Origin of the sequence: Kineosporia rhizophila, assembly GCF_021277265.1 — a bacterium.
Classification (GTDB): Bacteria; Actinomycetota; Actinomycetes; order Actinomycetales; family Kineosporiaceae; genus Kineosporia; species Kineosporia rhizophila.
Genome location: NZ_JAJSOH010000018.1, coordinates 41,231 through 54,761 on the forward strand (window position 1 = coordinate 41,231; position 13,531 = coordinate 54,761).

12 protein-coding genes are annotated in these 13,531 nt (G+C 72.5%); 9 read left to right on the plus strand and 3 right to left on the minus strand.

The window, feature by feature from the left end; genetic code table 11:
* Nucleotides 1-106: 106 nt before the first annotated feature.
* The gene (locus tag LWF15_RS23395) at nucleotides 107-358 is read left to right on the plus strand and encodes a DUF5703 family protein (protein WP_232813054.1); all 252 of its coding nucleotides are present in this window, start codon (nucleotides 107-109) and stop codon (nucleotides 356-358) included.
* A gap of 44 nt (nucleotides 359-402) precedes the next feature.
* On the opposite strand, the gene LWF15_RS23400 is transcribed toward LWF15_RS23395, so the two are convergent.
* On the minus strand, nucleotides 403-1,659 hold the full coding sequence (locus LWF15_RS23400; RefSeq protein ID WP_408623871.1) for a M20/M25/M40 family metallo-hydrolase: 1,257 nt from the start codon (nucleotides 1,657-1,659) through the stop codon (nucleotides 403-405).
* A gap of 266 nt (nucleotides 1,660-1,925) precedes the next feature.
* Between LWF15_RS23400 and LWF15_RS23405 the strand changes: the two genes are divergently transcribed.
* The 4 genes from LWF15_RS23405 to LWF15_RS23420 all read left to right on the plus strand — a co-directional run bounded on the left by LWF15_RS23405 (nucleotide 1,926) and on the right by LWF15_RS23420 (nucleotide 9,042).
* Nucleotides 1,926-3,602: an MASE1 domain-containing protein gene (locus LWF15_RS23405; protein ID WP_232813056.1), complete on the plus strand. Its 1,677-nt coding sequence runs from the start codon at nucleotides 1,926-1,928 to the stop codon at nucleotides 3,600-3,602.
* 63 nt (nucleotides 3,603-3,665) lie between these two features.
* Nucleotides 3,666-5,465, plus strand: coding sequence for a DUF429 domain-containing protein (locus LWF15_RS37785; RefSeq protein WP_232813057.1), 1,800 nt, complete (start codon nucleotides 3,666-3,668; stop codon nucleotides 5,463-5,465).
* A 45-nt stretch (nucleotides 5,466-5,510) separates the two neighbouring features.
* Complete coding sequence (locus LWF15_RS23415; RefSeq protein ID WP_232813058.1) at nucleotides 5,511-6,686, plus strand: 4-hydroxybenzoate 3-monooxygenase; 1,176 nt, start codon at nucleotides 5,511-5,513, stop codon at nucleotides 6,684-6,686.
* A 103-nt stretch (nucleotides 6,687-6,789) separates the two neighbouring features.
* Nucleotides 6,790-9,042, plus strand: coding sequence for a putative bifunctional diguanylate cyclase/phosphodiesterase (locus LWF15_RS23420; RefSeq protein WP_232813059.1), 2,253 nt, complete (start codon nucleotides 6,790-6,792; stop codon nucleotides 9,040-9,042).
* Here LWF15_RS23420 and LWF15_RS23425 read toward each other — a convergent pair.
* Complete coding sequence (locus LWF15_RS23425) at nucleotides 9,023-9,772, minus strand: IclR family transcriptional regulator (protein ID WP_232813060.1); 750 nt, start codon at nucleotides 9,770-9,772, stop codon at nucleotides 9,023-9,025. The genes LWF15_RS23420 and LWF15_RS23425 overlap by 20 nt on opposite strands.
* 81 nt (nucleotides 9,773-9,853) lie before the next feature.
* On the opposite strand from LWF15_RS23425, the gene pcaH reads away from it, so the two are divergent.
* From pcaH to pcaC, 4 genes are read left to right on the plus strand one after another with little or no spacing between them, the layout of a single operon-like run.
* Nucleotides 9,854-10,636, plus strand: a complete 783-nt coding sequence (gene pcaH, locus LWF15_RS23430; protein WP_232813061.1) for a protocatechuate 3,4-dioxygenase subunit beta — start codon at nucleotides 9,854-9,856, stop codon at nucleotides 10,634-10,636.
* Nucleotides 10,633-11,199 (plus strand): protocatechuate 3,4-dioxygenase subunit alpha, encoded by a 567-nt coding sequence (pcaG, locus tag LWF15_RS23435; RefSeq protein ID WP_232813062.1) that lies wholly within the window; start codon nucleotides 10,633-10,635, stop codon nucleotides 11,197-11,199. Before pcaH ends, pcaG begins: the two co-directional genes overlap by 4 nt.
* A 5-nt stretch (nucleotides 11,200-11,204) precedes the next feature.
* On the plus strand, nucleotides 11,205-12,449 hold the full coding sequence (locus LWF15_RS23440; protein ID WP_232813063.1) for a lyase family protein: 1,245 nt from the start codon (nucleotides 11,205-11,207) through the stop codon (nucleotides 12,447-12,449).
* Entirely contained in the window at nucleotides 12,446-12,853 is a 408-nt protein-coding gene (pcaC, locus tag LWF15_RS23445; protein ID WP_232813064.1) for a 4-carboxymuconolactone decarboxylase, read from the plus strand. Before LWF15_RS23440 ends, pcaC begins: the two co-directional genes overlap by 4 nt.
* Here pcaC and LWF15_RS23450 read toward each other — a convergent pair whose 3' ends face one another.
* A complete protein-coding gene (locus tag LWF15_RS23450) occupies nucleotides 12,854-13,480 on the minus strand; it encodes a LysE/ArgO family amino acid transporter (protein WP_232813065.1) in 627 nt (208 codons plus the stop codon).
* Nucleotides 13,481-13,531 lie beyond the last annotated feature (51 nt).

Consider the following 13,531-nt stretch of genomic DNA (forward strand, 5'->3'; position numbering starts at 1 on the left):
GTATCGGTTCGTGATGACATGGTCCGACGTGGCTGCCCGCGGACACGGGCGGATCAGCAGAACACGTGTCGGTGACCGGTCCGGAATATCGGCGAAGAGAGCTGCCTTGAGCGATGACGTGCGAGATCCAGCCACCCGGGTGCGCCCGGCCGACCCGTCGGCCACCCCGTTCTCACCGGACTACGAGTACCGGATCCTCTCCCTGCCCCGCGGGACCGGGCGGGCCGAGGCCCGCCAGCTGCTCACCGAGCAGGCCGAGTACGGCCGCTGGGAGCTCGCGCGGGTGCAGATCTCGTTCGGCGGCGGCCGGCGGGTGTGGCTGCGCCGCCGGATCATGCGGGTCGAACGGACCCTGTGAGGCCCTTCCCGGGACCCGCGCGACGCGGGTCCCGGGAACGACCGTCAGACCAGTTGCAGGAACCGGTCGAACGCCCGCACCCCGAACCGCAGCGACTCCAGCGGCACCCGCTCGTCGACGCTGTGGAACATGCCGGCGAAGTCGAGGTCGGCCGGCAGCTTCAGCGGGGCGAACCCGTAGCCCCGGATGCCCAGCCGGCTGAACGCCTTGTTGTCGGTGCCGCCGGAGAGGCAGTAGGGCAGCACCGCCGCGCCCGGGTCCAGCTCCAGCAGCGACTGGCGCATGGCCTGCACCAGCCCGCCCTCGAAACCGGCCTCCAGCGCCACGTCGCTGTGCAGCACCTCGACCTTCACGTGCTCACCGGCCAGCTCGGTCAGGGTGCGCATCAGCTCGTCCCGCTGACCGGGCAGGAACCGGCAGTCGACCAGGGCCGAGGCCTGGCCGGGGATGACGTTGTGCTTGTAGCCGGCCTCGAGCACGGTGGGGTTGGCCGTGTTCTGCACCGTCGCCTCGAGCCAGCGCGCGGTGCTGCCGAACATCTCGCGCAGCTTCTCCACGTCCACCTCCTGCCCGGTCAGCAGCTGGACGCCGGTCTGCTCGTGCACGCCCTCGAAGAACGCCTGCACGGTCGCCGGGATCACCGTGGGCCACCGGTGGGCGCCGATCCGGGCCACGGCCTGGGCCAGGTGTGTGACCGCGTTGTCGCCGTTCACCTGCGAGCCGTGCCCGGCCCGGCCGGTGGCCACCAGACGCACCCAGGCGATGCCCTTCTCGGCGCTCTGCAGCAGGTAGGTGCGCCGGCCCTGGAGCTCCACGGAGAACCCGCCGACCTCGCTGACCGCCTCGTCCACGCCCTCGAACAGGCCCGGGTGGTTGTCCACCAGCCAGCTCGAGCCCTTGACCCCGCCGGCCTCCTCGTCGGCCATGAAGGCCAGCACGATGTCGCGCGGCGGGCGCCGGCCCTCGTGCCGCATCTGGCGGATCGTGGCCAGGATGATCGCGTCCATGTCCTTCATGTCCACGGCGCCGCGGCCCCACAGGCAGTCGTCGACCACCTCGCCGGAGAACGGGTCGACCTGCCAGTCCTGCTTCTGCGCGGGCACCACGTCCAGGTGACCGTGCACCAGCAGGGCGGGCCGGTCGGAGGCCTCCCCCGGGATCCGGGCGACCACGCTGGTGCGGCCCGGCTCGCTCTCGAACACCTGCGGCTCGATCTGGACGTCGGCCAGCAGCCCGGCCACGTACTCGGCGGCCTTGCGCTCGCCCGGGCCGCTGTTGTCGCCGTAGTTGCTGGTGTCCATCCGCAGCAGGTCGCGACAGATCGTCACGACCTCCTCGGAGGCCGGGGCCCGCTCGCCCGCGAACTGCGGATCGGCTCCGGCCGGCACAGGTGCCGCTGGCCTTCTCATGACGTGGACCTCCACACGGATCGCGTCGGACCGGACTGATCCGGGCCGGTCCGGCCACGGTACACACGCGGGAGGAGGTCAAGCGCCCAGCCCGCCCCGCCGATCCTGTGCTCGACGATCCGGGCCGACGCCCGGGCCCCGCGACCGGGAGAGGCTGGGTGCCGACTGCGGCCGTCCGCCTGCGTGGCGGCAGCGAGGAGGTGGGGGCCGGCCGGCTGCTCGCCCGCTCGGCCCTGCTCCTCGGGCTGACCCTGGTCACCGCCCTGGTGCTGGCCCAGGTGACCTTCCGGCTGCTGCGCGACCCGGACCTGGGCGCCTCGGTCTGGTGGCCGCTGGGCGGCGTGGCGGTGGCGCTGCTGGCCCGCCTGCCCACCCGCGACTGGCCGGCCGCCCTGACCGGATCGGCCGTCGCCCTCTTCCTGACCGGTGTCGACACCCACTACGGGGTGGCCGCGGCGCTGGGCCTGGCGCTGGCCAACGGCGGGGAGCTGCTGCTGACGGCGCTGCTCGCCCGGCGGGCGTTCCCCCGCGGCGTGCTGCTCGACTCCCCCACGGCCGGCATCCGCTTCGCCCTGTGCACCGTCTCCGGAGCCATGGTCGGCGCCCTGGTGTTCACCCTCACCCAGGTGCTCGACGGCGCCGGCCCGGCCTGGCCGCTCTTCCACGGCTACCTGCGCGCTCACCTGCTCGGCCTGCTGATGGTCTCGCCCCTGTTCCTGGTCGCCCCGGCCGAGGGCCGCCGGCGGCTGGACCTGGAGTGGGCCGCCCAGCTGGCCCTGACCGGGGCGGTCGCCGGCGGGGTGTTCGGCACCGGCCAGACGGTGGTGCCCTCGTTCGTCTGCGCGGTGCCGCTGATCTGGGGCGGGCTGCGGCTGGGCCCGCTCCGGGCGATGGGCTCGCTGCTGCTGATGGCCCTGATCGCCACCGTCGGCACCCTGCAGGGCAGCGGCCCGGTGGTGCAGGAACCGCCCTGGGCGCAGACGCTGGCCGTGCAGGTGGTCCTGTTCGCCGCCACTCTGTGCACGCTGTGCGTGGTGCTGACCGCCGCCGAGAAGTCGGCGCTGCTCCGGGCCGCGCGGGACGACCGCGCCGACCTGGCCGAGGCCGAACAGATCGCCGGCACCGGGACCGCCGTCTGGGACCTGCGCACCGGCGAGACCCGCTGGAGCGAAGGGCTCTACGCCCAGCTCGGGCACTCGCCGGACAGCGTCTCCCCCGCCCCGGAGGCCTACCTCGAGAACATCCATCCGGACGACCGGGGCGTGGTGGCCGCGACCCTCGCCCGGGTGCCGGACGCCGAGCGGCTGCCGAACATGGAGTTCCGCCTGCTGCGCCCGGACGGCACCGAGCGGATCATGACCGTGCGCAACCGGATCGACCGGGATCCGGACGGCACCGCGGTCCAGGTGCGTTCCACCGTGCTCGACGTCACCGCGACCCGCGAGGCCGAGGCCGCCCTCCGGCGCACCCACCGGGCGCTGGACGCCGTGGCGAACGTGGCCATCGTGGGGATCGACCCGGCCACCCACCTGATCACCTTCTGGGGCCGGGGCGCGCAGGAACTGCTGGGCTGGACGGCCGAGGAGACGATCGGCCGGCGCACGCCGCTGATCTACCATCTGCCCGCCGAGCTGGACCGGGCGATGGCCGAGACCGGCCTGACCGACCCGGTGCGGGCGGCCGCCGAGGTGATGGCCGCCGGTGCCCGCCGCTGGACCTGGGTGCGCAGGGACGGCAGCCACTTCGCCGGTCAGGGCTCACTCACCACCGTGACCGGCCCGGACGGGGAACCGGAGACCCTGATCGGGGTGATCGTGGACCTCGGTCCGGTCTGAGGGTCACGCTGCGCACCCGCCCCCGGCGCGCCGCCGCACGCCGGATACGGCAGGCTTCACCCTGTGTACTACGTCGGAGTGGATCTTGCCTGGGGCGAGCGCAAGCCCACCGGGCTGGCCGTGCTGGACCAGGACGGCGGTCTGGTGCACGTCAGCACCGCCCAGAGCGACGAGGACATCCTCGCGGCGCTCGCGCCCTACACCGCCGGCGACTGCCTGGTCGCGATCGACGCACCGCTGATCGTCCGCAACGAGACCGGCAACCGGCCCGCCGAGGCCGCCCTGAACAAGGACTTCGCCCGTTTCCACGCCGGCGCGCACCCGGTGAACACCACCAAGCCGGAGTTCTCCGGCACCCCGCGCGGCGCCCGCATCGCCTCGGCGCTGAAGCTGGACCTCAACCCCCGTTCCGGCCGCGGCCGCCGGGCCGTCGAGGTGTACCCGCACGCCGCCACCGTCGCGCTGTTCCGGCTCGGCCGGACGCTCAAGTACAAGGCCAAGCCCGGCCGCACCCGGGAGGAGCTGCAGTCGGAGCTGCTGCGCCTGATGAGCCTGGTCGGGGGGCTGGCCGGGGCCGAGCCGGCGCTGCACACCGACCGCCCGGGCTCGCGCTGGCCGGAACTGATCGAGGCCGCCACCGGGGCCGAGCGCAAGAGCGAGCTGCGGGTGGTCGAGGACCAGGTGGACGCGGTGATCTGCGCCTACGTGGCGCTCTTCACCGCCCGGCACCCGCAGATGGTCACCGTCTACGGCGACGTGGAGAACGGCTACATCGTCACCCCCACCCTGCCCGAGGGACTGGAGCCCAGTACCCACGAGGACGTCACCGCCGAGGACCCGGTCTCGGTCGCCGTGCGCGAGTACGCGCTGCGCCAGCCCGCCCTGGTCGAGGCCGCCGACCGGTTCTGCGTGCTGGTGAAGTCGATCCTCGACGAGGCCGGGATCAATTACCTCAGCGTCACCGGCCGGGCCAAGGCGGTGGCCTCGTTCGCCGGCAAGGCCGCCCGCCGCACCGCGGACGGCGAGCTGGTCTACTCCGAGCCGCTGCGCGAGATCAACGACCAGATCGGCGTGCGGGTGATCACCTACGTGCAGGACGACGTGGCCACCGTGGCCGACGTGATCCACGACCAGCTGCTGGTCAAGCGCGACCGGGACATGGGCGAGGAGACCGCCCGGCAGGGCCGTTTCGGCTACCGCAGCCGGCACATGCTGATCGCCCTGGACGCCGCCCGCGAGGGCCACTCCGAGTACGAGCCGCTGCGCGGGATGGCCGCCTCGCTGCAGGTGCGCACCGTGCTGCAGCACGCCTGGGCCGAGTTCGAGCACGACATCCGTTACAAGGGAACGGTTCCCGCCGAGCAGGCGCCCGAACTGGACCGCCGGTTCACGCTCGCCGCCGGTCTGCTGGAGCTGGCCGACCAGGAGTTCTCGATCATCCGCGACCGGCTCGCGGCCAACCGGGTGCTGCCCGGGGAGGAGCCGGCCGGGAGCGGGGAGACCACCGGCCGGGACACCGCCGACGACGACTCCCGGATCGGGGCCCGGGAGCTGGCTGCGTTCCTGGCCGGGCAGTACCCGGAGGCCGGCTGGTCGCGCACCGAGCACTACACCTGGATCACCGGGCTGCTGGCCGAGCTCGCGATCACCTCGCTGCCGGAGCTCACCGAGGTGCTGGTGCCGGTCAACGAGCTCGACCTGAACGCCCGGATGGACTACAAGTACCCGCCCGGCGCGGTCCGCCGGCTGGACGACGCGCTGCTGGCCGCCTTCGGCGAGAAGTACGTGGCCCTGCCCGGCAACGCCGACCGGCGGGGTCTGCTGAAGTCCCGCCTGGAAAAGCTGCAGGCTTCCACTGAGTGAAAGCCCGGCACCACGTCCGCCCGAGCCATGAGGTGCACTGACGCCATGCGTACCCAAGTCGCCATCATCGGTGCCGGCCCGGCCGGGCTGCTGCTCTCCCACCTGCTCGACGCCCAGGGGATCGAGTCGGTGGTGATCGAGACCCGCAGCCGCGAGTACGTCGAGGCGCGGATCCGGGCCGGGATCCTCGAGCAGTCCACGGTCGACCTGCTCACCGAGGCCGGTCTGGGTGAGCGCCTGGCCGCCGAGGGCGATCCGCACCGCGGCATCTACCTGCAGTGGCCCGAGGAGCGTCACCATCTGGACTTCGTCGAGCTGACCGGGCGGGCGGTCACGGTGTACGGCCAGACCGAGGTGCAGAAGGATCTCGGGAAGGCCCGTGACGCCGCCGGGCAGCAGATCGTCTACGAGGTGAGCGAAACCGCCCTGCACGACTTGGGCACCGATCGTCCTTACGTCACCTACACCGACAACAATGGACGTCCGGCGCGCCTGGACGCGGAGGTGGTGGTTGGGTGCGACGGGTCTTTCGGGCCGAGCCGCTCCGCCGTGCCGGAGGCGGCCCGGCAGACCTGGCAGCGTGCCTACCCCTACTCCTGGCTGGGGGTGCTGGCCGACGTCGCCCCCTCCACCGACGAGCTCATCTACGCCTGGCACCCGGACGGTTTCGCCCTGCACTCGATGCGCTCGTCCACCGTCAGCCGGTTCTACCTGCAGGTGCCGACCGACACCGACGTGGCCCAGTGGTCGGACGAGCGGATCTGGGAGGCCCTGGCCACCCGCCTGGGGCACGGCCAGAACGGCTGGCAGCTCACCCCCGGGCCGCTGACCGACAAGAGCGTGCTGCCGATGCGCAGCTTCGTGCAGCAGCCGATGCGGCACGGGCGGCTCTTCCTGGCCGGCGACGCGGCCCACATCGTGCCCCCGACCGGGGCCAAGGGCCTGAACCTGGCCGTGGCCGACGTGGCCCTGCTCGCCCCGGCCCTGACCGCGCTGCTGCTGAAGGGTGACCGCGGCCCGGCCGAGGCCTACTCCGCCGACGCGCTGCGCCGGGTCTGGCGCTGCACCCACTTCTCCTGGTGGATGACCACCATGCTGCACACCTCGGCCGACCCGTTCGAGGCCCAGCTGCAGCTGTCCCAGCTGAGATGGGTCACCAGCAGCGAGGCCGGCGCCCGGGGCCTGGCCGAGAACTACGCCGGTCTGCCGATCGGGTTCTGAACCCGGTCACCTTCGGTCACCTCGGGCGGGCCCGGCCCCGCCAGGAGGGTGACCGGGGTGGCGGTTTCTCCACCTGGCCAGTGCCGGGGCCGAACGCACGACCATGCGCCTCGACGCCGCAGGCCGGTATCTGCTGGTGGCCGCCGTGCTGCTCGGCTGCTACTGGCTGGCGCCCGCCGGCGCCCCGCGAGCCGCGTTCCAGGTGGCCATCAGCGTCAGCAGCATGCTCGCCGTGCTCGCGGCCGCCGCATGGGACCGGCCCCGCCGGCTGACCTGGCTGATCTTCGCCACGGCCCCCGGCCTGAGCGCGGTCGGTGACGGCTTCATGGCCTGGCACCAGCTGCGCGGCCTGCCGGTGGACTACCCGAACCTGGCCGACGCGTGCTGGCTGACCGGCAATCTGACCGCCGCCACCGGCCTGGCCCTGCTGCAGCGCGGCAAGCGGGTGGACGCGGCCGGGCTGCTCGACTCCGCCGTGGTCACCGTGGGCGGGGCCCTGGTGCTCTGGGTGGCCCTGTTCACGCCGTTCCAGGGCGGTCTCGACCTGGCTGAGACCGTCGGCCTGCTGTACCCCCTGACCACGATCACCATGCTGGCGGCCGCGATCTGGCTGGTCACCAGTGTGCCCGCACCGCTCGAGGGCCGGGCCACCGCGGCCCTGACCGCCGGGGTGCTGCTCGGCCTGGTCGGCAACGTGATCTACGGCGCCAGCGGTGGCACGCTCGACCCCCAGCACCGCTGGTTCGAGACGTTCTACCTCCTGATGTACGCAGGCTGGGGCTTCGGGGCCGTGCGCGCGGCCACCGTCGCCGCCCGCCAGGACATGACCCCCACCTGGGCGATCTCACCGGTGCGGCTGGTCACCATGTACGCCTCGCTGCTGGTGGTCCCGGGCGTGCTGTTCCTCGACCACGCGCGCGACCTGCGGCTGCCTCTGCTGCCGATCGCGGTGGTCTCCACCCTGCTGTCGTTCCTGGTGCCGGCCCGGCTCTGGCTCTCCACCCGGCAGCTGCGGGTCTCCACCCGCCAGCGTGACGCCTACCGGGACGACCTGGAGCACCAGGCCGCCCACGACCCGCTCACCGACCTGCCCAACCGGGCCTACATCCGGGAACTGCTCGGGGCGCTGATGCACCGGGCCCGGCGCGGCGGCGAGGAGGTCGCCGTGCTGTTCGTCGACCTGGACTTCTTCAAGCGGGTGAACGACCGGCTCGGGCACGCGGCCGGCGACGAGGTGCTGCAGACCGCCGCCCGGCGGATCCGGGGCGCCCTGCGCCAGGGCGACATCGTCGGACGGCAGGGCGGGGACGAGTTCGTGGTGCTGATCGACCCGGTGCCCGGCCCGGCCGAGCTGGTGGAGATCGCCGAGCGCATCCTGGACACGGTCGGCGCCCCGATCATGACCGCCGGCGGCCGGGCGGTGATCAGCGCCAGTGTGGGCATCGCCCTGGCCCGGGACGGCCAGATCGACGCCGAGCAGCTGCTGCAGGACGCCGACCTGGCCGCCTACCGGGCCAAGAGCCACGGCGGCGGGCGGGTCGAGATGTTCGACGACGCGCTGCGGACCGGGCTGCAGGCCCGGGCCCGGCTGGAGGACGAGATCCGGCACGGCCTCGCCACCGGCGAGTTCGAGCTGCACTACCAGCCGGTGTTCGAGGTCGCCGGGGGCCGGCTGCACTCCTACGAGGCGCTGATCCGCTGGCACCATCCCGAGCGCGGCCTGGTACCGCCCGACCAGTTCATCCCGACCGCCGAAGAGAGCCTGCTGATCTGCGAGATCGGCCGCTGGGTGCTGGCCGAGGCGACCCGCCAGCTGGCCGTCTGGACCCGGCAGGACCCGGCCGGGCACGGCGGGGTGACGATGGCGGTGAACATCTCGGCCCGGCACCTGGCCTCACGCACCCTGCTCGAGGAGGTGGGCCGGGCCCTGGCCGACAGCGGGATACCGCCCGCCCGGCTGACTCTCGAGATCACCGAGACCGTGCTGCTGGACGAGCCGGCCGCCGACACCCACCTGAGCGACCTGCGGGCGCTGGGGGTGTCGGTCAGCCTGGACGACTTCGGCACCGGCTACACCAGCATCGGGCAGCTGCAGAAGCTCCAGGTCGACACCCTGAAGATCGACCAGAGCTTCCTGCGCTCGGGTGAGGAGGCCGGTCAGCAGCTGGTGCAGCTGATGGTCACCGCGGCCCACGCGTTCGGCCTGGACGTGGTGGCCGAGGGGGTGGAGACCCAGGAGCAGCTCGACCGCCTGGGCCGGATCGGCTGCGAACTGGCCCAGGGCTACTACCTGGGCCGGCCCCGGCCGGCCCGCGACATCCTGGTCACCGGCGGCGTCAGCGCAGCGAACGGCTGATCCCCTCGGCCGCCACCTGCAGCGCCGCGATCATCCGAGGCTTGTCGCGCTTCAGCGAGGGCACCACCATGCCGAGCGCGGCCACCACCTCGACCGGCCCGCCCGAGCGCGAGCGCACCGGCACCGCCACCGAACAGCCGCCCAGGCTCATCTCCTCGACGGTCTGGGCGTACCCCTCCCGGCGCACCCGCTCCAGCTGGGCGCCGATCCGGCCGGGCTGGGTGATCGTGTACGGGGTGATCCGCCGCAGGTCGGCCAGCACCCGGCGCTGCACGTCGGCCGGGGCGTGGGCGAGCAGGACCTTGCCCACCCCGGTGGAGTACAGCGGCAGCCGGGAACCGATCTCGCTGACCACCGGCACCGACTGGTGCCCGGCGAGCCGGTCGACGTAGAGCACCTCGTCGCCGTCGCGCACCGCCAGGTGCACGGTGGCCAGCGTGGCGGCGTAGATGTCGTGCAGGAAGGGCGAGGCCACCTGGCGCAGCCCGGTCTGCACCGGCGCCAGCAGCCCCAGGTCCCAGATCCGCCGCCCGATCACGAAATACGTCGAGCCCGGGGCCTGCCGCTCGAGGGCACCCCACTCCAGCAGCTCACCGGCCAGCCGGTGGGCCGTGGCCAGGGGCAGGCCGGCCCGGCGGGCCAGCTCGGTCAGGGTGAGCCGGCGGTGGTGCTCGTCGAAGGCGCTGAGCAGGGCCAGGGCCCGCGACGTCACGCTCACCGGTGCGCTCACGATCCCACCTTTCGGCCCGTTCTTCCACTGAACGGAAGTCTCACCTGTCCGGGCCGCCTTGTAAACGCCTAACTTCACGGCATGCCCACCCCGTCGTCGGACGCCGCCGTGGCGACCCAGGAGCAGATCAGCGCCGAGATCGCCGCGATCGAGAAGGCCCACGCCGCAGCCGCAGTCGCGCTCCCCCAGCCGGCGCTGGACTATCCGCCCTACCGCAGCAGCATCCTGCGCCATCCCACCAAGGACCTGCACCACGCCGACCCCGAGGGGATCGAGCTCTGGGCCCCCTGTTTCGGCCACCAGGACGTCGACGCGCTCGAGGCGGACCTGACCATCCAGCACTCCGGCGAGCCGATCGGCGAACGCATCGTGGTCACCGGGCGGGTCACCGACGGCGACGGCCGGCCGGTGCCGCACCAGCTCGTCGAGATCTGGCAGGCCAACGCGGCCGGCCGCTACGTGCACCAGCGCGACCAGCACCCGGCCCCGATCGACCCGAACTTCACCGGGGTCGGCCGCTGCCTGACCGACGAGACCGGTACCTACCGCTTCACCACGATCAGGCCCGGGCCCTACCCCTGGAAGAACCACCAGAACGCCTGGCGCCCGGCGCACATCCACTTCTCGCTGTTCGGAACGGATTTCACTCAGCGCCTGGTCACCCAGATGTACTTCCCGGGCGATCCACTCTTCCCGCTCGACCCGATCTACCAGTCCATCACCGATCCCCGCGACCGTGACCTGCTGGTGGCCCGCTACGACCACCAGGTCACCCGGCCGGAGTGGAGCACCGGCTACCGCTGGGACATCGTGCTGACCGGTTCGCACCGCACGCGTTTCGAGGCGGAGGGCGACGACGAATGAGCACGCCCACCCCGGGCCAGACCGTGGGCCCGTTCTACGGCTACGCCCTTCCCTACACCGGCGACTGCGAACTCGTCCCGCCCAACTCCCCCGGCGCCGTCCGGCTTCACGGCACGGTCCGCGACGGCAACGGGAACCCGGTGCGTGATGCGCTGATCGAGATCTGGCAGCCCGCTCCCGACGGCTCGGTCGTGCGCCAGGGCGGTTCGCTGCACCGCGACGGCTTCACCTTCACCGGCTGGGGCCGCGCCAGCACCGACAACACCGGCCATTTCACCTTCAGCACGCTCGGTCCCGGAGGCGAGCAGCCGTTCTTCGCCGTCACGGTGTTCGCCCGGGGCCTGATGGACCGGCTGTTCACCCGCGCCTACCTGCCCGGGCCCGATCTGGACGAGAACGCCTTCCTGGCAAGTCTTCCCGAAGAACGCCGCCGCACACTGATCGCCACGGCCGAGCCCGACGGCTGGCGGTTCGACATCCGGCTCCAGGGCGAGGACGAGACCGTTTTCCTGCACTTCCCCGGCCACCGGCCAGGAAATGTGGCCACCGGCGCGGCAGACTGACGCACGTGGACAGCCTGTTCTGGCCCGGCGCCGAGCGCGCCGGGGACCTGATGACGCCGGCCGCGCTCGTGCGGGCCATGGTCGAGGTGGAGCGAGCCTGGCTGGAGGCCCTGGTCGCCGCCGGTGTCGCTCCCGCCGATGCGGGCGGCCAGTTGGGTGCCTTCGAAATTGAAGACGCCCGGGGCCTGGTCGCGAAGGTCGCCTCCGGTTCGGAGGCGGGTGGCAACCCGGTGATCCCGCTGGTGCGGCTCCTGCGGCAGCAGTTCTCCGGCCAACCCGCCGCGAAGTGGCTGCACCGCGGCCTGACCAGCCAGGACGTTCTCGATTCGGCGCTGCTGGGATGCCTGGGCCGGGTGCTCGCCCAGGTGCGGGCCGAACTCGACGGCCAGATCGCGGCGGTGGCCCGTCTGGCCGATCGGCACCGGGCCACCCCGATGGCCGGGCGCACCCTGACCCAGCACGCGGTTCCCACCACCTTCGGAATGAAGGCCGCGCAGTGGCTCACCGCCCTGCTCGACGCCCGCGACGGTCTGGACCGGCTGCCGCCCCTGCCCGTCCAGTTCGGTGGAGCGGCCGGCAACCTCTCCGCCGTGGTCGAACTGGCCCGGCTCGCCGGTTCTCCCGATCCGGCGGCGACGGCCGTCACGATCCTGCGGACCGCGGCCCAGACCCTGGATCTTCAGTTCCGCACGCCCTGGCACACCGCCCGGGCACCGATCACCGCCGTCGGTGACGCCCTGGTGGGCTGTTGCGACGCGTGGGGCCGGATCGCCCGTGACGTGATCGAGCTCGGGCGCCCCGAGATCGGGGAACTGGCCGAACCGGTGGCCGAGGGCCGGGGCGGCTCCTCGACCATGAGCCAGAAGCGCAATCCGGTGCTCTCGGTGCTGATCCGGCGTACCGCCCTGAGCGCCCCCCAGCTGGCCGCCACCCTGCACCTGGCTGCCGCCGAGGCGGTGGACGAGCGGCCGGACGGCTCGTGGCACGCCGAGTGGCCTGCCCTTCAGTCACTTTCACGAGGTGCGGTGGTGGCCGCGGCGCAGGCCGGGGAACTGCTGGCCGGGCTCGAGGTCTCGCCCAGTCGCATGGCCGAGAACCTGCAGGCGGCCGGCGAGGGCATCCAGGCCGAGCAGAGGAGTATGGCCCAGCTCTTCCCCTCTCCCAACCAACCCGAAACCTATCTGGGGCTGACCGATTTCGTCGTGGACGACGTCCTCAATCGGGCCCGTGAAACCAGGGAGCGCAGATGAACCCCCTCGACCGCGACCAGAGCGTCGGCGAGCGCATCGACGCCGGAACGGTGGTGCGCCGCGAGGTGCTGGGCGCCGAGCACGTCGACCGGGCCACCGCCGCGGCGACCGAATTCACGCGCGACTTCCAGCAGTTCATCACCGACTACGCCTGGGGCGGTATCTGGACCCGGCCCGGGCTGGACCGGCGCAGCCGTTCGATGATCACCCTGACCGCGCTGATCGCCCGGGGCCATCACGAGGAACTGGCCCTGCACGTGCGGGCGGCCCGCACCAACGGCCTGACCGACGACGAGATCAAGGAAGTCATTCTGCAGAGCGCGATCTACTGCGGTGTGCCGGACGCGAACACCGCCTTCCGGATCGCCCAGAAGGTGCTCACCGAACTGGACGCGCCGAGCTGATCACACGCCGAGGGCGATCCGCACGCCGATCATCACCATCACCACCGCGATGATGCCGTCCAGAATCCGCCAGGCCATCGGCCGAGAGAACACCGGCCGGAGCAGTCGCGCCCCGAAACCCAGTGCACCGAACCACAACACGCTGGCCAGGATCGCCCCGGCCACCCACCACCAGCGGCCCACCGACTGGCCGTTGGCGATCGAGCCGAGCAGGATCACCGTGTCCAGGTACACGTGCGGGTTGAGCCAGGTCAGCGCGAGCATGGTGACCACCACCCGGCCCACCCGCGCCGGGCTGCCGCTCTCGGCCACCTCGAGCACCTCACCCGAGGGCCGCAGGGCCCGGCGTGCGGCAGTCAGGCCGTACCAGAACAAAAAGGCCGATCCGAGAACGCGAATCACGGTGAGAGCCACTGGCGCGCTCTGCACCACCGCGCCCACCCCCAGCACCCCGGCCAGGATCAGGACCGCGTCGGAAACTGCGCAGATCACCACCGCCGGCGCAACCACCCCCGATCGCTCGGCGATGCCGAGGCGCAACAGGTAGGCGTTCTGGGCGCCGATCGCCACGATCAGGGTCAGACCCGTCATCAGACCAAGGACGGCGGGCACGAGGGTCGCACTCATGTCACCGAAGGTAGGAGCCGGGCGGGGTGAAGTACAGCTCATCTTTCTGAA